General features: G+C 67.2%; 21 protein-coding genes. 12 read left to right on the forward strand and 9 right to left on the reverse strand.

Going from position 1 to position 22797, the window contains the following annotated elements:
* Positions 1–20: 20 nt before the first annotated feature.
* The 3 genes from AC3WQM_RS02180 to AC3WQM_RS02190 form a co-directional block, all read right to left on the reverse strand.
* Positions 21–725, reverse strand: a complete 705-nt coding sequence (locus AC3WQM_RS02180; protein ID WP_492676764.1) for a glutathione binding-like protein — start codon at positions 723–725, stop codon at positions 21–23.
* A gap of 101 nt (positions 726–826) precedes the next feature.
* On the reverse strand, positions 827–1090 hold the full coding sequence (locus tag AC3WQM_RS02185; protein WP_492676766.1) for a UBP-type zinc finger domain-containing protein: 264 nt from the start codon (positions 1088–1090) through the stop codon (positions 827–829).
* Between the two features lie 26 nt (positions 1091–1116).
* The gene (locus AC3WQM_RS02190; RefSeq protein WP_492676767.1) at positions 1117–2793 is read right to left on the reverse strand and encodes an FAD-dependent oxidoreductase; all 1677 of its coding nucleotides are present in this window, start codon (positions 2791–2793) and stop codon (positions 1117–1119) included.
* Between the two features lie 158 nt (positions 2794–2951).
* Here AC3WQM_RS02190 and AC3WQM_RS02195 point away from each other — a divergent pair, with 158 nt between their 5' ends.
* From AC3WQM_RS02195 to AC3WQM_RS02210, 4 genes are all read left to right on the forward strand, one after another.
* On the forward strand, positions 2952–3866 hold the full coding sequence (locus AC3WQM_RS02195; RefSeq protein WP_369629093.1) for a GNAT family N-acetyltransferase: 915 nt from the start codon (positions 2952–2954) through the stop codon (positions 3864–3866).
* Positions 3863–6190: a polyphosphate kinase 1 gene (ppk1, locus tag AC3WQM_RS02200; RefSeq protein ID WP_492676769.1), complete on the forward strand. Its 2328-nt coding sequence runs from the start codon at positions 3863–3865 to the stop codon at positions 6188–6190. The genes AC3WQM_RS02195 and ppk1 overlap by 4 nt, the downstream gene beginning before the upstream one ends.
* 31 nt (positions 6191–6221) lie before the next feature.
* Positions 6222–6683, forward strand: a complete 462-nt coding sequence (locus AC3WQM_RS02205) for a SixA phosphatase family protein (protein ID WP_369632787.1) — start codon at positions 6222–6224, stop codon at positions 6681–6683.
* Positions 6684–6904: 221 nt separating this feature from the next.
* Complete coding sequence (locus AC3WQM_RS02210) at positions 6905–7756, forward strand: hypothetical protein (RefSeq protein ID WP_489056606.1); 852 nt, start codon at positions 6905–6907, stop codon at positions 7754–7756.
* 6 nt (positions 7757–7762) lie between these two features.
* On the opposite strand, the gene AC3WQM_RS02215 is transcribed toward AC3WQM_RS02210, so the two are convergent.
* Entirely contained in the window at positions 7763–9283 is a 1521-nt protein-coding gene (locus AC3WQM_RS02215; RefSeq protein WP_095745557.1) for a Ppx/GppA phosphatase family protein, read from the reverse strand.
* Positions 9284–9533: 250 nt separating this feature from the next.
* Here AC3WQM_RS02215 and pstS point away from each other — a divergent pair, with 250 nt between their 5' ends.
* The 7 genes from pstS to phoR are packed head-to-tail and all read left to right on the forward strand — an operon-like array spanning position 9534 to position 16207.
* Positions 9534–10568, forward strand: a complete 1035-nt coding sequence (pstS, locus tag AC3WQM_RS02220; RefSeq protein WP_062473144.1) for a phosphate ABC transporter substrate-binding protein PstS — start codon at positions 9534–9536, stop codon at positions 10566–10568.
* A gap of 42 nt (positions 10569–10610) precedes the next feature.
* Complete coding sequence (gene pstC / locus AC3WQM_RS02225) at positions 10611–11693, forward strand: phosphate ABC transporter permease subunit PstC (protein WP_139140218.1); 1083 nt, start codon at positions 10611–10613, stop codon at positions 11691–11693.
* Positions 11690–12574, forward strand: coding sequence for a phosphate ABC transporter permease PstA (gene pstA / locus AC3WQM_RS02230; RefSeq protein WP_083259149.1), 885 nt, complete (start codon positions 11690–11692; stop codon positions 12572–12574). The genes pstC and pstA overlap by 4 nt, the downstream gene beginning before the upstream one ends.
* A 17-nt stretch (positions 12575–12591) precedes the next feature.
* On the forward strand, positions 12592–13377 hold the full coding sequence (gene pstB, locus AC3WQM_RS02235; protein WP_492676770.1) for a phosphate ABC transporter ATP-binding protein PstB: 786 nt from the start codon (positions 12592–12594) through the stop codon (positions 13375–13377).
* A 22-nt stretch (positions 13378–13399) separates the two neighbouring features.
* A complete protein-coding gene (gene phoU, locus AC3WQM_RS02240) occupies positions 13400–14101 on the forward strand; it encodes a phosphate signaling complex protein PhoU (RefSeq protein WP_070060957.1) in 702 nt (233 codons plus the stop codon).
* Between the two features lie 31 nt (positions 14102–14132).
* Positions 14133–14825, forward strand: a complete 693-nt coding sequence (phoB, locus tag AC3WQM_RS02245) for a phosphate regulon transcriptional regulator PhoB (RefSeq protein WP_007836652.1) — start codon at positions 14133–14135, stop codon at positions 14823–14825.
* 44 nt (positions 14826–14869) lie between these two features.
* The gene (phoR, locus tag AC3WQM_RS02250; protein ID WP_492676772.1) at positions 14870–16207 is read left to right on the forward strand and encodes a phosphate regulon sensor histidine kinase PhoR; all 1338 of its coding nucleotides are present in this window, start codon (positions 14870–14872) and stop codon (positions 16205–16207) included.
* A gap of 16 nt (positions 16208–16223) precedes the next feature.
* On the opposite strand, the gene AC3WQM_RS02255 is transcribed toward phoR, so the two are convergent.
* The 3 genes from AC3WQM_RS02255 to AC3WQM_RS02265 all read right to left on the reverse strand — a co-directional run bounded on the left by AC3WQM_RS02255 (position 16224) and on the right by AC3WQM_RS02265 (position 19682).
* On the reverse strand, positions 16224–17600 hold the full coding sequence (locus AC3WQM_RS02255) for an MATE family efflux transporter (RefSeq protein ID WP_492676773.1): 1377 nt from the start codon (positions 17598–17600) through the stop codon (positions 16224–16226).
* Positions 17601–17603: 3 nt separating this feature from the next.
* Positions 17604–19331 (reverse strand): hypothetical protein, encoded by a 1728-nt coding sequence (locus AC3WQM_RS02260; protein ID WP_492676774.1) that lies wholly within the window; start codon positions 19329–19331, stop codon positions 17604–17606.
* A 90-nt stretch (positions 19332–19421) separates the two neighbouring features.
* Entirely contained in the window at positions 19422–19682 is a 261-nt protein-coding gene (locus tag AC3WQM_RS02265; RefSeq protein ID WP_056580149.1) for a type B 50S ribosomal protein L31, read from the reverse strand.
* 193 nt (positions 19683–19875) lie between these two features.
* Between AC3WQM_RS02265 and AC3WQM_RS02270 the strand changes: the two genes are divergently transcribed.
* The gene (locus tag AC3WQM_RS02270; protein ID WP_492676776.1) at positions 19876–20943 is read left to right on the forward strand and encodes an oxidoreductase; all 1068 of its coding nucleotides are present in this window, start codon (positions 19876–19878) and stop codon (positions 20941–20943) included.
* A gap of 54 nt (positions 20944–20997) precedes the next feature.
* Here the strand turns inward: AC3WQM_RS02270 and rho are convergent, their stop codons facing one another.
* Complete coding sequence (gene rho / locus AC3WQM_RS02275; RefSeq protein ID WP_062473130.1) at positions 20998–22263, reverse strand: transcription termination factor Rho; 1266 nt, start codon at positions 22261–22263, stop codon at positions 20998–21000.
* A 182-nt stretch (positions 22264–22445) separates the two neighbouring features.
* Positions 22446–22778, reverse strand: a complete 333-nt coding sequence (gene trxA, locus AC3WQM_RS02280) for a thioredoxin TrxA (protein WP_042578306.1) — start codon at positions 22776–22778, stop codon at positions 22446–22448.
* Positions 22779–22797 lie beyond the last annotated feature (19 nt).

A 22797-nucleotide genomic window follows, 5' to 3' on the forward strand; every position in this document is an offset into this window, starting at 1 on the left:
TAGCCCGAATAAAGGCCCGCTCAGCGCTTCTCGTACTGTGTCTTGCCAAAAAGGATCTCGCGCGCCTTGTCATCGGTGATCGGGCGGCGCAGATCGGCCAGCACTTTCACGCCGCGTTGCACGGCGGGGCGCGCGGCGATGCCGTCGAACCAGGCCTTCAGGTGCGGGTAGTCGGTGAGGGTGATGCCCTGGTTTTCCCAGCTGCGCAGCCACGGGAAGATGGCGATGTCGGCAATCGAATAGCTCTTGCCGGCGATGAACTTGTGCTTCGACAGCTGCCGGTCGATCACGCCGTACAGGCGCCTGGCCTCGTTGGTGTAGCGATCGACGGCATAGGCGATCTTCTCGGGGGCGTAGATGCGGAAGTGGTGCGCCTGGCCGAGCATCGGGCCGACGCCGCCCATCTGGAACATGAGCCACTGCAGCACGTCGTAGCGTTCGCGGTCGCCCGTGGGCAAGAACTTGCCGGTCTTGCCCGCGAGGTACACGAGGATGGCGCCCGATTCGAAGAGCGAGATCGGTTGGCCGTCCGGTCCGTCGGGGTCGGTGATGGCGGGGATCTTGTTGTTCGGGCTGATCTTCAGGAACTCGGGCGCGAACTGGTCGCCGGTGCCGATGTTCACCGGGTGCGCGTGGTACGGCAGGCCGCACTCCTCGAGCATGATGTGAATCTTGTGGCCGTTCGGCGTGGGCCAGGAATAGACCTCGATGGGCGATGCGGGCATGTCGCGGGCTCCAGAGTGAGAGGGTTGTGACGGGAGAACGGCAGCATATACACGCGCTTCCAGACGCGTGCGGGTGCGGGCATTGGCCGTTCAGCCGCTGGTCATCCCACCTGTCGTTCGTGCGCGTTGCACCACATCCAGTGCTCGCCGGGCTCGATCGACTGGATCACCGGATGCCCTTCGGCCCGCGCATGCTTCGTGGCGTGGCGGTTCTTCGACGAGTCGCAGCAGCCCACATGGCCGCAGTGCACGCACAGGCGCAGGTGCACCCAGGTGTCGCCGGTCTTCAGGCAGTCTTCGCAGCCGTGGGGCGTGTGCGGTTGCGCAATGTTGGCGGGAACGTGTTCGCAGGCTTGGATGGGCATGGGTGTCTCAGGACAAGAAGAAAGATTCAAGCCACGGCCGAGGTCGATGACAGGTGCTGGTGAATGAGCGCCACCACCGCGGCGCCTTCGCCGATCGCACCGCCCACGCGCTTGACCGAGCCCGATCGCACGTCGCCCACGGCGAACACGCCCGGCACGCTGGACTCGAGCGCCGTGGCCGGGCGCGCGGGAAAGCCGCTGCTCGCGGCCGCGCCGGTCAGCACGAAGCCGTGCTTGTCGACCGACACGCCGCAGCCTTCGAGCCATGAGGTCTCGGGCTCGGCGCCGACGAACAGGAAGATGTTGCGCGCCGGGCAGTCGTGCTCCTGGCCCGAGGTGTGGCAGCGCCATGTGGCGCCGGTCAGGCCTTCTTCGGGCGCGCCGTGCAGCCGCACGAGCTCGGTGTGCGGCTGCAGCGAGATGTTGGGCGTGGCCTCGATGCGGTCGATGAGGTAGCGCGACATGCTGGCCGCCAGCGACGGCCCGCGCACCAGCACGTTGACCTTGGCGGCGTGGCGCGACAGGAACACCGCCGCCTGGCCGGCCGAGTTGCCGCCGCCCACCAGCGCGACCTCTTGCTGCGCGCAGATCTTGGCTTCGATGGCCGAGGCCCAGTACCAGATGCCGCGGCCTTCGAATTCGGCCAGGCGTGGCACGCCGGGGCGGCGGTAGCGCGCGCCGCTCGCGATGACGACCGTGCGCGCGCTGATCGTGCGGCCGTCGGTGAGTTTGAGCGCCAGGCTGCCCAGCGCGTTCTCGCGCGAGCAGTCGAGCGCCGCCACCTGCGCCGGGATCAGCATCTCGACGCCGAACTTCTGCGCCTGCACGAACGCGCGACCCGCCAGGGCCTGCCCGGAGATGCCGGTCGGAAAGCCCAGGTAGTTCTCGATGCGCGCGCTGGCGCCGGCCTGGCCGCCGAAGGCGCGGCAGTCGAGCACGATCACGCGCAGCCCTTCGGAGGCGGCATACACCGCGGTCGCAAGGCCCGCCGGCCCGGCGCCGACCACGGCCACGTCGTACAGCTCGTCGCGCGCCGCGGTGTCGACCATGCCGAGGCAGCGCGCCAGGCCTTCGTCGCTCGGGTTGACCAGCACCGAGCCGTCGGGGCACACGGCCAGCAGCTGGTCGGGGCCATATTGGGCGAGCAGTGCGGCGGCATCGGCGTCGGCCGCTGCATCGACCAGGTGATAAGGATGGCCGTTGCGGCGCAGGAAGTTCTCCAGCCGCGCCATTTCGGGCGAATCGGGCCGCCCGATCAGCACCGGCCCCGCCGCACCGGATTCGATCAGCGCCACGCGCCGCAGGATCAGCGCGCGGGTGATGCGCTCGCCCAGGTCGGCCTCGGCCACCAGCAGCGCGCGCAGGCGGTCCGGCGGCACGACCAGCGCCTCGACTTCTTCGTCGGCATGCCCGTCGACCAGGGCAGGGCGCCCGCTCAGCTGGCCGACCTCGGCGAGGAATTCGCCCGGCCCCTGGCGTGCGATCGGCACCACATGGCCGAGGCCGTCGCGCTGCGTGACGGCGACCACGCCCTTGAGCAGCACGAACATGCCGGCGCCGGTCTCGCCGGCGGTGAACAGCCGCTCGCCGCGCGCAAAGCGCTGCACGCTGCCGAAGCTGGCGATGCGTGCCATCTCGGCGTCACTGAGGACGGGGAAAGTCTGGTGCAGGCGGCTGTTGGCGCCTGGTGCGTCGGTGGCCATGGGGTCGAACTCCGTGTCGCGAATGCCCCGCATTAGACGCCGAAGCGGCGCCAAAGCGACGCTGACGCGCGATGTAACAACGTCATGTGTCTGCCACGCCGCTGACATGCCGGTTTCATTGCGCGTGTCCAGACTCGGTCAGCAGAAAGGGATTTCCCATGAAAGAACTGCCGAACCCGACGTTTCCGCTCTCGCAGCTCGGACTGCGCGCAGCCTTGTGGCCCGCACCCGCTGCCGGAACCCCCGCCGTTGCTGCTGCCGCCGCTACCGTCGCCGCACTGGCCACCCGCACGTCGGTCCCCGAGGCGCCCCTGGCCGTCATCGTGCCGCCGGCCGCCGAAGCCAAGCCGGGCATCACGGTGAGCTGGGCGCGTCATCTGGATGACGTGCGCGCCGCGCAACGCCTGCGTCACGATGTGTTCGTCGGCGAGATGGGCGCGCGCCTGAGCACGCCGCTGGCCGGCCACGATATCGACCTGTTCGACGACTTCTGCGAACACCTGCTGGTGCGCGACGAACTCACCGGCCAGGTCATCGGCACCTACCGCGTGCTGACCCCCGCGCAGGCCCGCCGCGTCGGCAGCACCTACAGCGACACCGAATTCGACCTGACCCGCCTGCGCGACCTGCGCGAGCGCATGGTCGAGCTGGGCCGCAGCTGCGTGCATGCCGAGCACCGCCAGGGCGGCGTGATCCTCGCGCTGTGGGGCGCGCTGGCCGGCTTCATGCACCGCAACAAGCTCGACACCATGATCGGCTGCGCGAGCATCCCGATGTCGCACAACGGCGTGACCAGCGGCGACGCGGCGGCCAGCATCTGGCGCCAGCTCTCGGCCAGCCACCTCGCGCCGATTCAATACCAGGTGCAGCCGCGCCTGCCGCTGCCGGTCGAGCGGCTCGACAGCGCGCTCGACGTGGAACCGCCTGCGCTCATCAAGGGTTACCTGCGCCTGGGCGCCAAGGTGCTCGGCGCACCGGCCTGGGACCCGGACTTCAATACCGCCGACCTGCCGATGCTGATGCGCATCGACGACCTGCCGGCGCGCTACCGCAAGCACTTTCTCGGCGCATGAAGCCGGCGGCCATCCGGCCCAACGCCGGGCCGCACGCTGCTTCGCTGTCGCCGAATGTGTCAGGTTCGCTCTCTGCGGGGCAGGGTGCGTCACGCGAATGTCATGGAACTGTCACGGACGACGTTGACACTGTCATATTTCAGCCGACGTGTTCTCCCGTGCCGCTTGCTCCAGAATCAGTGCCCATGCCTTCCCTCTCCGCTGACCCGTCGCGCGCTGGTGAGGCGCCTCCGTTCGCGTTGCTGGACCGCGACCACAGCATCCTCTCGTTCAACGAACGCGTGCTCGACTGGGCGCGCCGCCCCGAGGTGCCGCTGATCGAGCGGCTGCGCTATCTGTGCATCGTGTCGTCGAACCTCGACGAGTTCTTCGAAGTCCGCGCCGCGCCGCACCTGATCGCCGGCAGCGCCGGTGACAACAAGGGCACCTACACCGTCGAATCCTTCGAGCGGCTGGCCGAGGCCGCCCATGCGCTGGTGGCGCGCCAGTACGCGCTGTACAACGACGAGCTGATGCCGGCGTTTGCCACGCACGGCATCCACATCGTGTCGCACGGCGAACGCAACCCGGCCCAGCGCAAGTGGGTCAGCGAGTATTTCGAGCGCGAAGTGCGCCCGCTGCTGATCCCCGTGGGGCTCGACCCGGCGCACCCGTTCCCGCAGGTGGCGAACAAGTCGCTGAACTTCATCGTGCGCCTGGGCGGCAAGGATGCCTTCGGCCGCGAGAACCCGATCCAGATCGTCAAGCTGCCGCGCGTGCTGCCGCGCCTCATCAAGATGCCGGCCAAGGTGTCGGACGGCAAGACGCTGTTCGTGGCGCTGTCGAGCGTGGTGCGTGCGCACCTGTCGAGCATGTTCCCGGGCCGCGAGGTGGGCGACTTCTCGCAGTTCCGCGTGACGCGCCATTCCGACCTCGCGGTCGACGAGGAAGATGTCAAGAACCTGCGCACCGCGCTGCGCCAGGGCCTGCAGCACCGCCACTACGGCCAGGCTGTGCGGCTCGAGGTGTCGGCCAGCTGCGCCGAATCGCTCGCGAGCTTCCTGCTGGCGCAGTTCAACCTGCCGCCGCAGGCGCTGTACCGCGTGCACGGCCCGGTGAACCTGGCCCGGCTGACGCAGTTCATCGACCTGATCGGCGAGCCGCAGCTGCGCTTTCCGCCGTATGCGGCGTCGTTCCCCGTCACGCTGTCGCCTGCGCAGTCGTTCTTCGACCGGCTGCAGCGTGGCGACGTGCTGATCCACCAGCCCTTCGAGAGCTTCGACGGCGTGCTGGCCTTCCTGCGCGATGCGGTGCTCGACCCGCAGGTGCTCGCCATCAAGCAGACCATCTACCGCACCGGCGCCGACTCGGAGCTGATGGACCTGCTGCGTGAAGCCGTGCGCCGCGGCAAAGAGGTCACGGTGGTGGTCGAACTGAAGGCGCGTTTCGACGAAGAAGCGAACATCAACTGGGCCGAGATGCTCGAGTCGATCGGCGCGCAGGTGGTGTACGGCGTGGTGGGCCTGAAGACCCACGCCAAGATGCTGCTGGTGACGCGTCGCGAGGGCAAGCAGCTGCGCCGCTACGGCCACCTGTCCACGGGCAACTACAACCCGCGCACGGCGCGGCTGTACACCGACATCAGCCACCTCACGGCCGACCCCGCGCTCACGGCCGACATGGAAGCCGTGTTCGTCCACCTGGCCAGCCAGAGCCGCCTGCCCAAGCTCAACCGCATGTGGCTCGCGCCCTTCGACCTGCACAAGAACCTGGTCGCGCGCATCGATGCGCTGGGGCAGGCCGCTGCCAGCGGCGAGCCGACGCGCATCGTTGCCAAGATGAATGCGCTGACCGACGAGGCCATCATCGGCGCGCTCATTCGCGCGGGGCAGAAGGGCGTGAAGATCGATCTCATCGTGCGCGGCGCCTGCACGCTGCCGGCGCAGGTGCCGGGGCTCACCGACAACGTGCGCGTGCGCTCGGTGATCGGGCGTTTCCTCGAGCATTCGCGGGTGTTCTATTTCCGCCATGGCGAGGACGAGTCGCTCTACCTGTCGAGCGCCGACTGGATGAATCGCAACATGATGCGGCGCATCGAACTGGCCTGGCCCGTGACCGATCCCACCCTGCGCCAGCGCCTCATCGACGAGTGCCTGGTGGCTTACCTGCACGATGGGCGCGACGCCTGGGACCTGGGCGGCGACGGTGTCTACCGACGTGTCGACCACGACACGCACTCCGGCGAGGCGGGCGCGTCCCCCGCGATCGAAGCGCATGGCGCCCAGGCCGCCTTGATGGGCCGCTATGCATCACGAGGAAACCACCGTGATGCGTCCTCCAATTGAAGTTGAAGAAGAAGTTCGAAAGACGATGAGCATGGACTTGATCTTCTGGCGTCACGCCGAAGCCGAGGACTGGACCGAAGGATGTGACGACATGCAGCGCTCGCTCACGCCGCGCGGCGAAAAACAGGCCAAGCGCATGGCCTCCTGGCTGGATCGGCAACTGCCCGACGGCACACGCATCGTGTGCAGCCCGGCGCGCCGCTGCGAGCAGACCGCCCTGGCGCTGGGTCGCAAGTACAAGGTGCGCTCGGAGCTGTCGCCCGACACCACCCCCGACGCGCTGCTGGCCGCCACGGGCTGGCCCAACGGCAAGTCGGTGGTGCTGGTGATCGGCCACCAGCCTTCGCTGGGGCAGGCGATCTCGCTGCTGCTCGGCCTGAAGCAGGACAGCTGCCCGGTGCGCAAGGGCTCGCTGTGGTGGATCCGCACCCGCGAGCGCGACGGCGATGTGCAGACCGTCGTGGTGACGGTGCAGGCGCCCGAGCTTCTCTAGCTGCCGTCCTTCCCCGCGGACACCCTGCCTGACGCTTGCGGACAGGCGCTTTGTCACGGTCGCGGGCAGAGGCGGCAGGGCGCTTGTCTCCCGGAAAAAGGGGCGAAGCACTCATGCGCGCGCGCGGCGCAATTTCTACAGTGTGATTCCACGGCAGCGTGCTTTTGACGCCGATGCGGGAAAGAAGCGGTGCCGGTCGACCACATCACTGGGGAAGACGCATGAAACCGCTCAACACACTGCCAGGAAGCTTCGTGAACATGCTGCGTGCAGACGCGGACGTGCGGTTGAAGGCGCTGATTTTTCTGCTGGTTGCCGCAGCCCTGCTGTCGGGGTGCGCGACGAACACCGCCGCGCCTGTGCCGCCGACCCGCCACGATGTCGCCCGTTCGATCGAGAAGATCGAGCTCATCTACAACCAGGAAGACCAACTGATCGTCACGGATGGCGGCGGGTCGGGGCTGACGGGCTTCGCAGGGTTTCTGGGACCCGTCGCTGCGCTGGTGGCCATCTCCGTCGATACCAACAGCCGGCTGACGATGGCCGCCCGGACCGACCAGCGCAGCAAGGAGTTCACGGCCGCAGTGAAGAACAGCGGTGTGACCATGGGGCTCAACAGGCAGTTCGCAGAGCGACTGGCGGCGCGCCTGCGGGACAGTGGCCGCGAGGTGAAGCTGACGCCTTTCTTCCGCGCGACCGGAGAGCACGCGCAGATGCAGGTGCAGGAACTCCAGCCGACGCCCGGCTACAGCACATTGATCTTGCGGATCACGACGTCCTATGGCGCGGCCGATGCGACATCGAGCTTCAAGCCGTACGTCTGGGTGGAGCAGTTGCTGAGGGACGAGAAGCAGTCCGTCGTGGGCCAGACGTTGCAGGTCGCCGACCTGAGCGAGCCGACCTATCTCCTGTACGACGGCCTGCTCAAGGACACCGCAGGCGCTCGCGAAGGGTTGAAGCGCGGGCTTGACCAGATCGTGCAGCCGGCCTATGTCAGCCTGTTCGGGGAAGACGAGCCGCGCAAGGCCAGCGCTGCGGCAGTCACGCAGACGGCCGGCATCGACACGAAGTGAAGCGGCTCAGGCGCCGCTGAGTTCCACGCGCCAGTTCCCGGTCTTTTGCCAGGCCAGCACTTCCTCGCGCAGGAGGTGCGCCGACTGCGGGTACATCTCGGCCCAGTCGGGTGCGCAGGCGATCGTGAAGGCCCTGGCACCGAGTGCCGCGAGGTTCAGCGCCTGCGGCTCGGGGTCGCGGCGCGCGTGGCACAGGATCACCGCCAGGCGCAGCGCCAGCAGCTGCATCACGAAGGTCTCGTCGTCCAGCGAGGCTTCGAGCTTGCGCAGCTTGCCGCGCTGGCCCAGCACCAGCTGGCCGAGGGCGTGCAGTTCGTTCACTGCAAAGCCCGGGGCGTCGGTGTTGTCGAGGATGTAGGCGCCGTGCTTGTGATAGTCGCTGTGCGAGACCAGCGCGCCGATCTCGTGCAGCTGCGCGGCCCAGCCGAGCTTGCGCAGCGCGCGCCCGGCGCGGCTCGAGGTGCTGCCGCCGCGCGCGGCGGGGGCCAGCTGCACGAACAGCGCGGCAGCGGTGTCGCTCACGCGCTTGGCCTGGGCCGGATCGACCGCGAAGCGGGTGGCGAGCCGCGCCACCGTGGCGCTGCGCATGTCGGCCACGCTCTCGTCGCGTTCGAGCAATTCGTACAGCACGCCGTGGCGCAGGGCGCCCTGGGCGACCTTCATTTCCTGGATGTCGAGCAGGTCGAACACCGCGCGCAGCACGCTCAGGCCGCCGCCGATCACGGCCTTGCGGTCTTCGCGCATGCCGTCGATGCGCAGCTTGTCGATGCTGCCGGCCTTGAGCAGGCGGTCGAGCAGCCAGTCGAGGCCCTCGCGCGTGACAAGGCCGGCTTCGCCGCCGGCCGCCGCGAGCACGTCGCCCACCGCACCGATGGTGCCGGAGGCGCCATAGGCCACGTCCCATTGGTCGCGGGTGTAGCTGGAGAGCGCGTCGTCCAGCACGGCCTTGGCCGCCACTTCGGCAGCGCGGAAGGCGGGGGCGGTGAACTGGCCCTCGCCGAAATGCTTCATGGACCAGGCGACGCTGCCCACGCGGTACGACTCCATGCGCTCGGCCTCGAGGGCGTGGCCGATGATCATTTCAGTGGAGCGCCCGCCGATGTCGATGACGAGCCGGCGTTCCTGGTCGGACGCGTCGGTGTGCGGCAGGTGGTGTGCCACGCCCTGGTAGATCAGGCGGGCTTCTTCCCGGCCAGGGATCACGTCGATGCCGAAGCCCAGGATGGTGCGCGCACGCAACAGGAATTCTTCGCGGTTGCGCGCTTCGCGCAGGGTCTGGGTGGCCACGGCGCGCACCTGCGAGCGCTTGAAGCCGGCCAGCCGCTCGCCGAAGCGGGCGAGGGCGTCCCAGCCGCGCTGCATGGCTTCGGTCGTGAGGTTGCGTGCGCTGTCCAGGCCGTTGCCCTGGCGCACGGTTTCCTTGAGGTACTCGGTGCGGTGGATCTGTCCGTGGTCGACCTGGCCGATTTCCAGCCTGAAGCTGTTCGAGCCGAGATCGACCGCTGCGAGGCGGGTGCCGTTTTGCATGTTGTAGTGAAGAGGGCGGTTCTCTGATCGTAGCGCCGTGACAGCAGGCGCCGCCTCCCTGGATCGCGTCACGGCGAGGGCTGGAGGTTAGGCGGGACGAATGACGGTTGTGTGACAGCGTCACACACGGCATGGGTGGCGCAGCGGCATTTTCCCTCGACAGAAGGGGTGTCACATCGATGTCACAAAAGCTTTTTAGAGTCCGTTCGAGCCCCCAAAGGGACTACTTCTTACTTCTCAAGGAAGCTTTATGAAAACGACGTTCAAATTTGCAACCGCCGGCCTCGTGACCGCGCTGTTCTCCATTTCCGCCTTCGCACAAGACGTGACCGGCGCCGGCGCCAGCTTCCCCGCACCGCTGTACGCCAAGTGGGCCTCCGATTTCAACAAGGCCACCGGCGTCAAGATCAACTACCAGTCGGTCGGCTCGGGTGCCGGCCTGAAGCAGATCGAAGCCAAGACGGTCGATTTCGGCGCTTCGGACGCTCCCCTGAAGGACGACGAACTGCAAGCCAAGGGCCTGATGCAGTTCCCCACCGTCATCGGCGGTGTGATCCCCGTGGTCAACATCCCCGGCATCAAGCCGGGCGAACTGAAGCTCAACGGCCAGGTGCTGGGCGACATCTACCTGGGCAAGATCACCAAGTGGAACGACCCCGCCATCAAGGCACTGAACGCTTCGCTGGCCCTGCCTGACGCTGCCATCGCCCCGGTTCGCCGCGCCGACGGTTCGGGCACCAGCTTCCTGTTCACCAACTACCTGAGCAAGGTCAACGCCGAGTGGAAGAGTAAGGTCGGCGAAGGCACGGCCGTGAACTGGCCCACCGGTGCGGGCGGCAAGGGCAACGAAGGCGTCGCTGCTTTCGTGAACCGCCTGCCCAACTCGATCGGCTACGTCGAGTACGCCTACGTGAAGCAGAACAAGATGACCTACGCCCAACTGCAGAACGCAGCGGGCACGTTCGTGTCGCCTGACGACAGCGCCTTCAAGGCCGCCGCCGCCGGTGCCGACTGGAACAAGAGCTTCTACCAGGTGCTGACCAACCAGGCCGGCAAGGATTCGTGGCCCATCACCGGCGCCACCTTCATCCTGATGCACAAGGTGCAGGACAAGCCCGCCAGCGCCACCACCGTGCTGAAGTTCTTCGACTGGGCCTACAAGGGCGGCGACAAGACGGCCGACGAGCTCGACTACGTGCCGATGCCCGACGCCGTGAAGGCCACCATCGCCAAGGCATGGGGTGAAGTGAAGGACGCATCGGGCAAGCCGGTCGCGTTCAAGTAAGCGAAGAAGCAACCCTTCATCCACCCTCCAGACGGCGCGCCCATGAGCAACTCTTCGCTCCAGGACGCGCCGCTTTCGTCTTTGCCGGAGCGACCCGTGTCATCCACCCTCCCTGCTGCCGCCTCCCTCGACCTTGCGGCCGAGCGCGCGCGCACCTCTGCCGCTCCTCCGCCGCCCGTGAAGGCGCCCCGTTCCGGCCCCATGGCCGACCGCATCTTCGGCTGGGCCGCCAAGGGCGCCGCGCTGCTGACGCTCGCGATGCTGATCGGCATCCTGCTGTCGCTGATCGTCGGCGCCTGGCCCGCCATTTCGAAGTACGGCCTCGGCTTCCTCACGAGCAGCGTGTGGGACCCGGTGAAGGACGAGTACGGCGGCCTCGTGATGATCTACGGCACGCTGGCCACCTCGTTCATCGCGCTGCTGATCGCCGTGCCGGTGAGCTTCGGCATCGCGCTGTTCCTGACCGAACTCTCGCCCAACTGGCTCAAGCGCCCGCTGGGCACCGCCATTGAACTGCTGGCTGCCGTGCCGTCCATCGTGTACGGCATGTGGGGCCTGCTGGTCTTTGGCCCCATTCTTTCGACCTGGGTACAGCAGCCGCTGCAGAAGCTGCTGGCCGGCGTGCCGTACCTCGGCGCCCTGGTGTCCGGCCCGCCCGTGGGCATCGGCATTCTGTCGGCCGGCATCATCCTGGCGATCATGATCATTCCGTTCATCGCCTCGGTGATGCGCGACGTGTTCGAAGTGACGCCCGCGCTGCTCAAGGAGTCGGCCTACGGCCTGGGCTCCACCACCTGGGAAGTCGTCTCCAAGGTCGTGCTGCCTTACACCAAGGCCGGCGTGATCGGCGGCATCATGCTCGGCCTGGGCCGTGCACTGGGCGAGACCATGGCCGTCACCTTCGTGATCGGCAACATGAACCAGCTCAACTCCCTGTCGGTGTTCGAGGCTGCCAACAGCATCACCTCCGCACTGGCCAATGAATTCGCCGAAGCCGGCGCGGGCCTGCACCAGGCCGCGCTGATGTACCTCGGCCTCGTGCTGTTCTTCATCACCTTCGTCGTGCTGTCGCTCTCGAAGATGCTGCTGGCCCAGATGAAGAAGAGCGAAGGAACCAAGTCGTGAGTACTGCGCAAAACCTGATCAACGCCAAGACTTTGGCCGAAACGCGCCAGGCGAGGTTCGCCGCGCGCAACCGCGTCAACAAGATCGCGCTCACGCTGTCGCTCGCCGCGATGGCGTTCGGCGTGTTCTGGCTCGTGTGGATCCTGTGGGAAACGCTGCGCCAGGGCATCGGCGGCCTGGCGCTCGCCACCTTCACCGAGATGACGCCGCCGCCGAACGAGGCGGGCGGCATCGCCAACGCCATCTTCGGCTCGTTCGTGATGGTGATGCTGGCGACCTTCGTGGGCACGCCCATCGGCATCATGGCCGGCATCTACCTGGCCGAGTACAACCCCAAGGGCCTGCTGGCCTCGATCACGCGCTTCGTCAACGACATCCTGCTGTCGGCGCCGTCGATCGTGATCGGCCTGTTCGTCTATGCCGTGGTGGTGGCCTACTTCAAGACCTTCTCGGGCCTGGCCGGCGCACTGTCGCTGGCGCTCATCGTGATTCCGGTGGTGATCCGCACCACCGAGAACATGCTGCAGCTGGTGCCGCCGGGCCTGCGTGAAGCGGCCTACGCCCTGGGCACGCCGAAGTGGAAGGTCATTCTGAGCATCACGCTGCGCGCCGCGCGCGCCGGTGTGGTCACGGGCGTGCTGCTGGCTGTGGCCCGCATCGCCGGCGAAACCGCGCCGCTGCTCTTCACCGCGCTGAACAACCAGTTCTGGACCGCCGACGTGAGCCAGCCGATGGCCAGCCTGCCGGTCACGATCTTCAAGTTCGCCATGAGCCCGTACGAGAACTGGCAACAACTGGCCTGGGCCGGCGTGTTCCTGATCACCGTCGCCGTGCTTGCCCTCAACATCCTGGCGCGCGTGCTGACGCGCAACAAACACTAAATCAAGAAGGCGCCAACATGCCAAACACCGTCGCACAACAACAACCGTCGCGCTCGAAGATCTCGGTCAAGGACCTGAACTTCTACTACGGCAAGTTCCACGCGCTCAAGGGCATCAACCTCGAGATCCCCGAGAACAAGGTCACGGCCTTCATCGGCCCGTCGGGCTGCGGCAAGTCGACCCTGCTGCGCACCTTCAACCGCATGTTCGAGCTGTACCCCGAGCAGCGCGCCGAAGGCACCATTGCGCTGGACGGCGAGAACCTGCTCACGTCCAAGCAGGACGTGGCACTGATCCGCGCCAAGGTCGGCATGGTGTTCCAGAAGCCCACGCCGTTCCCGATGTCGATCTACGACAACATCGCCTTCGGCGTGAAGCTGTTCGAGAGCCTCTCGGCCAGCGAGATGGACGACCGCGTCGAGTGGGCCCTGAAGAAGGCCGCCCTGTGGACCGAAGTGCGCGACAAGCTGCAGCAAAGCGGCTCGGGCCTCTCCGGCGGCCAGCAGCAGCGCCTGTGCATCGCACGCGGCATCGCGATCAAGCCTGAAGTGCTGCTGCTCGACGAACCCTGCTCCGCCCTCGACCCGATTTCGACCGCGAAGATCGAAGAGTTGATCGCCGAGCTGAAAAACGAGTACACCGTGGTCATCGTGACCCACAACATGCAGCAAGCTGCCCGCTGCAGCGACTACACCGCCTACATGTACCTCGGCGACCTGATCGAGTTCGGTGCCACCGAACAGATGTTCTTCAAGCCGCAGCGCAAGGAGACCGAGGACTACATCACCGGCCGCTTCGGTTGAGTTGAAGTCAAAGGAAAACACCATGACCGAGAAACACCTTTCCAGCCAGTTCGACAGCGAACTCAATGGCGTCTCGTCGCGCGTGATGGAGCTCGGCGGCATGGTCGAGTCGCAGATCCACCAGGCCGTGTACGCCCTGCTGCAGTTCGACTCCGAAGCCGCCGACCGCGTGATGGAAACCGAGAACCGCGTCAACGCGATGGAGATCGAGATCGACCGCGAGCTGTCGTCGATCATCGCCCGTCGTCAGCCCACGGCGCGCGACCTGCGCCTCTTGATCGCCATCAGCAAGACCACCGCCAACCTGGAGCGCGTGGGCGACGAGGCCAACAAGATCGCACGCATGGTCAAGTCGATCATCGAAAGCGGATCGGCCCGCCAGCTGCCCACCACCGAGCTGCGCATTGCCGCCGACCTGGCTTCGAACCTGCTGCGCACCGCGCTGGACGCCTTCGCGCGCCTGGACACGGCCGCCGCGCTGTCGATCCTGAAAGACGACGACCTCATCGACAAGGAGTTCGACGGCTTCGTGCGCAAGCTGGTCACCTACATGATGGAAGACCCGCGCACCATCTCCGCCAGCCTGGACCTGCTGTTCCTGGCCAAGGCCATCGAACGCATCGGCGACCACGCCAAGAACATCGCCGAGTTCATCATCTACATCGTCAAGGGCGCCGATGTGCGGCACACTTCGATGGAGGAAATCGAGTCGGCATTGCAGTGACGACCGTCGCCGCACAGACTCCCCATAACGCATGAAGAAACCAAGAGTCCTGATCGTCGAAGACGAATCCTCGATCGCCGAGCTGATCGCCGTCAACCTGCGCCACAACGGCTTCGAGCCGATCTGGTCCGAAGACGGTGCCGCTGCCCAGCGTGAAATCGACGCCTTCCTGCCGGACCTGATCCTGCTCGACTGGATGCTGCCGGGCCAGAGCGGCCTGCAGCTCGCGCGCCAATGGCGCAAAGACCCGCGCACCAAGGCCATCCCGATCCTGATGCTCACGGCGCGCGGCGACGAGCCCGACAAGGTCGCCGGCCTCGATGCCGGTGCCGACGACTACATCACCAAGCCGTTCTCCACCCAGGAAATGCTGGCGCGCATCCGCGCCGTGCTGCGCCGCCGTGCGCCCGAGGTGGTGACAGAGCGCGTCGAGATCGGCGAACTGGCCCTCGACACCTCCACCCACCGCGTCACGTGGCAGGGCGGGGCACTGAAGGTCGGCCCGACGGAGTTCAAGCTGCTGGCCTACCTGATGCAGCACGCCGAGCGCGTGCACAGCCGCGCACAGCTGCTCGACAAGGTGTGGGGCGATCACGTCTACATCGAGGAACGCACGGTCGACGTGCACGTCAAGCGCCTGCGCGAGTCGCTGGGTGCGGCTGCGCCGATGGTGGAAACCGTTCGCGGAGCAGGTTACCGGCTGACGGCCCAAGTCACGGTGTGAGCGCCGCCGTGAGCCTCGGCGGCGGGCGCGGATAATCGCCCGCCATGCCTTTTCGTATCGCTACGTTTTTAATAGCGTCCCTCGTAATTGCGGCGGGCGCTGTCGGCCTTTTCGGCTGGAAGTTCGGCTGGCTGGGCGCCTGGCTGGGCGCGGTGCTCTGGCTGGGCTTCGATGCCTGGCGCGCCGAACGCTTGCTGCGCGTGCTGCGCAACGACGCGGCCGGGCTGCCGTCGCGCGGTCCGGGCGTGTGGGGCGAGCTCTCGGAGCGCATCCGCAAGCTGCTGCGCGAGCGTGAACAACAGACCCGGCAGGCCGAAGACCGGCTGCAGGAATTCCTGGCCGCGATCCAGGCCTCGCCCAACGGCGTGGTGCTGCTCGACGAGCAGGGCCGCATCGAGTGGTGCAACCAGACGGCGGCGGGGCAGTTCGGCATCGATGCCGAGCGCGACCTGCTGCAGCACCTGGCGAACCTCGTGCGCGATCCGGCGTTCGTGGCCTACCTCGCGTCGTGGAACTACAGCCGCGATGTCGTCATCGACGCGCCCGGCCTCGTGCATGCACAACATCGCGGCCACCCGGTGCGGCTGTCGGTGCAGGTGCATCCCTACGCCGGCAACCGGCGCATGCTGCTCACGCGCGACATCACGGCGCTGGAGCAGGCCGAGGCGATGCGGCGCGACTTCGTGGCCAACGTGTCGCACGAGATCCGCACGCCGCTCACGGTGCTGGCGGGCTTTGTCGAGACGCTGCAGAACCTGCCGCTGGATGCCGACGAGCGCACGCGCTATCTGTCGCTGATGGGGCAGCAGTCCCACCGCATGGAAACGCTGGTGAACGACCTGCTGACGCTGTCGCGGCTGGAAGGCAGTGCGGCGCCGTCGGGCAATCAGTGGGTGCGCATGCGCGCGCTGCTGGCGCAGTGCGAGGACGAGGGGCGCGGCCTGTCGGGCCGGCTCACGACGCAGGGGCACCGGCTCACGTTCACGTCGGAGGCCGAATCCGAGCTGTCGGGCGCGCCGACCGAGTTGCAAAGTGCGATGTCGAACCTCGTGAGCAATGCCATCCGCTACACGCCGGGCGGCGGCGAGGTGGTCGTGACCTGGCGGGTGCTGCCCGACGGGCGCGGTGAATATGCCGTGCGCGACACGGGCCCGGGCATTGCCGCCGAGCACATTCCGCGCCTCACCGAGCGCTTCTATCGCATCGACCGCAGCCGCTCGCGCGAGACCGGTGGCACCGGGCTCGGGTTGGCGATCGTGAAGCACATTGCGCAACGTCACGGCACCGAACTGCGCATCGAAAGCACGGTGGGCAAGGGCAGTCGCTTCGCACTGCTGTTCCCGGCGACGCGCGTGCGCGAAGCGCGCGTGATGGTCAAGTAAGCAGGCCGCGTGGCCCTCAGCGGGCCCGCGCCTTCATCGTCCAGCGCAGCAGCGCCACGAACAACAGCGCGGTGAGCGCCAGTGCCGCGGCGCTCATGAGCCAGAACGCCAGCGGCGACTGCATGGCCGGCCACGGCCCCAGGCCGCGGTAGGCCAGCAGGTAGCTGCCGCCCAGACCCATGCCCCAGAGCATCGCGCAGTAGATGACCAGCGGCGCCAGCGTCACGCGGTAGCAGCGCAGCACGAAGACGCACAGCGTCTGGAACGCATCCGCGATGTGATACAGCGCCACCGTGACCAGCAGCGCCGAGGCCATCGCGATCACGGCGGGGTTGTCGGAATACACGTTGGCGAGTTGCGTGCGAAACGCGGCCATGGCGCCGGCATAGAGCAGGGCAAACAGGGCCGTGAGTTCGAAGCCCAGCCGGCAGGCATGGCGCGCCCGGGCGGCGTCGCCGGCGCCGAGCCAGAAGCTCACGCGCGCACTGGTCGCGATGGCGAGCGACAGCGGCGTCATGTAGGCCACGGCCAGCAGGTTCGACGCGATCTGGTGCGCGGCCGCCGCGGCGGTGCCCAGGCGCGCGATGAAGAGCGCCATCAGCGTGAACGATGTCACTTCCACCAGCACCGCGAGGCCGCCGGGCACGCCCAGCCGCGCGAAGAGACGGATCTGGCGCCAGTCGGGCGCCTCGATGCGCTCCCACAGCTGGTAGCCGCGGTAGAACGCGCCGTGGCGCAGCAGCCAGACCGCGCAGCCCAGCATGGCCCAGTTGACGCACAGCGTGGCCCAGGCGCAACCCACCAGCCCCATCGCCGGCAGGCCAGCGCCACCGAAAGTGAACCAGACCGACAGCGGCAGTTTCACGAGCAGCGAGGCCAGCTGCAGCCAGGTCACGAGCTTGGGCTTGCCCAGGCTCTGGTTCAGCGTGCTGAAGAGGCGAAAGAGCAGGGCGGGCGCCAGCGCGAAGGCCAGCACCGCGAGGTAGGCTTCGACCTCGCCGCGCATGTCGGCGGGCACCTGGGTCCAGCGCAGCGCCGCGCCGGGCAGCAGCAGCACGGTCATGCCGACCACGACGGCGATGGCCGCGAGGTAGAGCGACTGGCGCACCGAGCGGCCGATCTCGCTGCCCCGGTTGGCGCCGTGCAGTTCGGCCCACACCGGCAGCAGCGCCTGCAGCACGCCCATCAGCGAGACATACACGCTGACGAAGATCGCGGCGCCCACCGAGAGCGCAGCCAGCGCGCCTTCGGAATAGCGGCCCGCGATGATGGTGTCGGCCACGCCGAAGGCCATCACGGCCAGCTGGCCGATCAGCACCGTGCCGGCGTGCCGCGCGATGAGTCCCCGTTCGCTGGTGGTGTTCTTCTGTGTGCGGTCGGTGCTGCTGCTCACGGGTCAGCGCACGATCTTTTCGTAGAGCAGCAGGTCGTCCGCGGGGCTGCTGGGGCGGCGCAGGGTGCCGCTGAAGCGCCATTGGTCCATCGGGATGATGGTGTGCAGGCGCTCGATGGTGTCGGGGCTCACGAGCAGCCACGGGCAGTCGTTGCCCAGCAGCAGCGGCTGCAGGTTGAGGTTGCCGTGGTGGCGCAGCGCCGCGATGTGCGGGCGGCTCAGTGCCAGCTCGGCGACGCAGCGCGGATGGCCGATGCGCTCCGTCACGGCGCGCACCTGCGGGACGTAGCTGCGCGCGTAGTCGATGGGCGGCAGCCAGAGCGTCATCAGCAGCATCCAGCACAGGGCGGTGCCGCCGGCCGGCAGCACCAGCGTCTTCCACAGCGCCGCGCGATGGCGCCCGGTGCGCCAGCGCACCAGCCAGCACCAGGCCAGCGTGGCGGCCAGGGCGAGCACGAAGGCGACCGGCGAGAACGCGGCCTCGAAGCCCGGCACCAGCCGTGCGACGCTGGCGGCCGGCTTGCGCGGCGCGCCGGTCAGCATGGCGATCCAGTACATCCAGCCCAGCACGGCCAGGCCGCTGAAGAACAGCACGTTGAACCAGTCGATCAGTGCCGCTGCACTGCGCCGGAACGTCGGCAGCGCAAAGGCCGCCAGCGTGGCGAAGGCGGGCAGGGCCAGCAGCAGGGAGCGGTCGGAGAAGTCGGTGGTCCAGGTGGCGGCCAGCGGCACCAGCGCGAACCACAGCGGCAGCGCGACGTGGCGCTCGAGCCACTGGCGGCGCCAGCGCCAGAGCGTCCAGAGCGCGAGCGGCCAGACCGGCCAGGTGAACCACAGCAGCAGCTTGGCCTGGCTGCGCACGTCGGACAGCAGCGAATGGCCTAGCGTGATCTTCCATTGCGCCAGGCCCAGGCCGAAGACCAGCGCGGCGGCCAGCACGGTGATGCCGATCATCGTCAGCAGGGCGGGCAGGGTGAAGCCGGGGCTTTCGTCGTCGCTGCGACCTTCTGCTTGTCGGGCGGCGCGCTGGCGGCGTTCGTAGACCATGTACACCGCACTGCCGATCGCCAGTGCGAGGCCGACCGTCGGGCCACCGCTCAGCGTCACGCCGAGCGTACCGACCACGAGCGCGATCACCGGGCCGACGCGGCGGTAGGGCAGTGCGGCCACGCCGTAGAACAGGTGCGAGGCGAAGTACAGCTGCGCCAGCGCGGGCGTGGTCTCATGCCCCAGCTGCGCCAGGCCCAGCGAGGCGATCAGCGCCAGCAGGCCGCCGTCGGCGATGGCGCGGGCGTAGTCGGTGGGACGCGCCTCGCCGCCGAAGGCAAAGGCCACGGGCTGGGCGCGCGGCGTGCGGGCCAGGTAGTAGACGGCGTACCAGGTCGCGGTGAAGGTGCCCCACAGCATCAGCGCGAACACGAAGCGCACGGCCAGGTCGGGGTTGACCCACGACGGGGCCAGCTGGATCGCCCAGGCGCCGATCCAGTAGGGGATCAGCGCGGGGGTCTCGGGGCGCATGCCCAGCAGCAGCGGATCGAACCAGCGGGCGATGCCCTCGGTGCTGCGGGCCAGCTCGGCCATGTAGCCGAAGGCCGTGATGTCGGCGCTCTTCCAGGGGCCCCGGCCGAGCAGGCCCGGCAGCAGGTAGGCCGCACACAACAGCAGCAACGCGACGCGCGGCAGCCGGCGTACGGCATTCTGGGCAACGATCGCGGGGGTCGGCTGGTTCAAGGGCGAGGCGGAAGAGGCGAAGGGGTGATTGGAAAGAAAAAGGGCAGCGCGGTAAACCGGGCTGCCCTCGACGCCAGAGCGCGTGCCTGATTACTTGGCAGCGGTCTTGCCGAAGCGGTTGCGGAACTTCTCGACGCGACCGCCCATGTTGTCCACCGACTTTTGCGTGCCGGTGTAGAAGGGGTGCGATTCGCTCGTGGTGTCGAGCTTGAACAGGGGCAGCTCGCGGCCGTCGTCGGTCTTGCCCATTTCCTTGGTGTTCGCGCACGAACGGGTCACGAACTTGAAGCCGTTCGACATGTCGACGAACAGAACTTCGCGGTAATTCGGGTGGATGCCTTCTTTTGCCATGGTGTTTCCTTTTGCGCTGTTGGAATCAATGCGCGGTCGATGCGAGAGCCACCAGCGTGCCAGCAATCTGGCGCGCCGCCCTGAGGCCTTTGACGTGAAGGCCAAGGAAGCCGGGCGACGTGCCCAGCCGCACTTTTCGCGGAGCCCATGATTATCGCATACTGCCCCCATCGCGAGCAAACCGGGCCCTCCCATGACTTCCACACCCCTTCGCGCCGGCCTCGTCGGCTACGGTTTTGCCGGCCAGACCTTCCATGCCCCAGTGCTTTCGGCCGTTCCGGGGCTCGAACTGGCGGCCGTGGCGAGCTCGCAGCCGCACAAGGTGCATGCCGACTGGCCCGGCGTGGCCGTGGTGCCCGACGTGGCGGCGCTGGTCGCCCGGGCGGACATCGACCTCGTGGTGGTGGCGACGCCCAATGCCCAGCACCATCCGGTCGCCAAGGCGGCCCTGGAGGCCGGCAAGCACGTGGTGGTCGACAAGCCCTTCACGCTCGATGTGGCCGAAGCGCGGGAGCTCGAATTGTTGTCAAGGCGCAACAATCGCGTGCTCTCGGTCTACCAGAACCGGCGTTTCGACGCCGACTTCCTGACGCTCCAGCAGGTCCTGGCATCTGGCGACCTGGGGCGTCCGGTGTACCTGGAATCGCATTTCGATCGCTTCAGGCCCCAGGTTCGTGAGCGCTGGCGAGAGCAGCCGGTGCCGGGTTCGGGCCTGTGGGTGGACCTGGGCGCGCATCTGGTCGATCAGGCCGTGCAGCTTTTTGGTCGGCCTGACGCGCTGCAGCTCGACACGGCCGTTTTGCGCGATGGCGCGCTGGTCGAAGACTATTTCCATGCCGTGCTGCGCTACGAAGGCGGCCCCCATGCGCCCCTGCGCGTGGTGCTGCACGCCACGACGCTAGCGGCCCATGCGGCGCCGCGCTACATCGTGCACGGCACGCGCGGCAGCTACGTCAAGCACGGCGTCGACCCGCAGGAAGACGCGCTGCGCGCTGGTCAGCGACCGCCGGCCGAAGGGTGGGGTGCCGATCCGATCGATGGCGAACTCACGCTGATCGGTGGCGACGGCGCGCCGCATTTTCACGCGGTGCCGACGCAGGCCGGTAACTATGCCGACTACTACGCGGCGATCCGCGATGCGATCCTGGGCAAGGGGCCGAATCCCGTGCCGCCTGAGCAGGCCGTCGCGTTGATGGAACTGCTCGACATCGGCCGTCAGAGCGCCGCCGAAGGCCGAGCCATCCGCATCGAGCGCCCATGAAAAAAGCGCGTTGACCCGTGAGGGCCAACGCGCTTTTGCGGGAGAGCCTGAAGCTCAGCCGCCGCGACGCATCATGTCGAAGAACTCGACATTGGTCTTGGTCGCCTTCATGTTCTTGAGCATCAGCTCCATCGACTCGATCTCGTCCATGTTGTACATGAGCTGACGCAGGATGCGGGTCTTCTGCAGGATCTCGGGGGCCAGCAGCAGTTCTTCGCGGCGCGTGCCGCTGCGGTTGAGCTGGATCGACGGGAACACGCGCTTTTCGTACAGGCGGCGGTCCAGGTGGATTTCGGAGTTGCCGGTGCCCTTGAACTCTTCGAAGATCACTTCGTCCATGCGGCTGCCGGTGTCGATCAGCGCGGTGCCGATGATGGTCAGCGAGCCGCCTTCTTCCACGTTGCGCGCGGCGCCCAGGAAGCGCTTGGGGCGTTGCAGTGCGTTGGAGTCGACACCGCCGGTCAGCACCTTGCCCGACGAGGGCACGACGTTGTTGTAGGCGCGGGCCAGACGGGTGATCGAGTCCAGCAGGATCACCACGTCCTTCTTGAGTTCGACCAGGCGCTTGGCGCGCTCGATCACCATTTCGGCGACGTGCACGTGGCGCGCTGCGGGCTCGTCGAAGGTCGAGGCAATGACTTCTCCTTTCACCGTGCGCTGCATTTCGGTCACTTCTTCAGGGCGCTCATCCACGAGCAGCACCATCATGTGCACGTCGGGGTAGTTGGCGCTGATCGCGTGAGCGATGTGCTGCATCATCACCGTCTTGCCGCTCTTGGGCGGTGCCACGAGCAGGGCGCGCTGGCCTTTGCCGATGGGGGCGATGATGTCGATGATGCGGCCGGTGAGGTTCTCTTCGCCCTTGACGCCTTCGCGTTCCAGCTTCATCTGTTCCTTGGGGAACAGCGGCGTCAGGTTCTCGAACATCACCTTGTGCTTGTTGGCTTCGGGTGCGCCGTCGTTGACCTTGTCCAGCTTGGTCAGTGCGAAGTAGCGCTCGCCGTCCTTGGGCGTGCGCACTTCGCCTTCGATCATGTCGCCGGTGTGCAGGTTGAAGCGCCGCACCTGGCTGGGCGAGATGTAGATGTCGTCGGTGCTGGCCGTGAAGCTGGTGTCCGGGCTGCGCAGGAAGCCGAAGCCGTCGGGCAGGATTTCGAGCACACCGTCGGCGAAGACCTGTTCGCCGGCCTTGGCGCGCTTCTTGATGATCGCGAACATCAGCTCTTGCTTGCGCATACGGCCGATGTTTTCGATCTCAAGCGCCTCAGCCTGCTTGAAGACTTCAGACACGTGGAGTGCCTTGAGTTCGTTTAAGTGCATGGAACGACCCCTGGAGGGGTAATCGAATCGGGAACGGGGGGAGGTTTGATGTGGGGCAAGAACTGCCTCACGAACCGGGGAACTCGAACCGGTTGCCTGATGAAAGGCCCGGTGAACTGAGGGCGATTATGACAGGAAAATCGCCCCGGCCAACGCATTGCGCGCTGGCCGGAAGAAATGCATCAGGCGAGTTGCTGGTCGATGAAGGCCGTGAGTTGCGCCTTGCTCATGGCGCCGACCTTGGTGGCGGCCAGCTGGCCGTCCTTGAACAGCATCAGCGTAGGGATGCCGCGGATGCCGAACTTGGCGGGGATGTCGCGGTTCTCGTCGACGTTGAGCTTGGCGATCTGCAGCTTGCCTTCGTAGGTGGCCGAGACTTCGTCCAGGATGGGGGCGATCATCTTGCAGGGACCGCACCATTCGGCCCAGTAGTCGACCAGAACCGGCTGGCTGGACTTGAGCACGTCGGCCTCGAAGGAAGAATCGGAGATGTGTTTGATCAGTTCGCTGGCCATGTGATGTGTCCTTGTGCGC

The organism is Variovorax sp. FW301-JW7 (genome assembly GCF_058788795.1).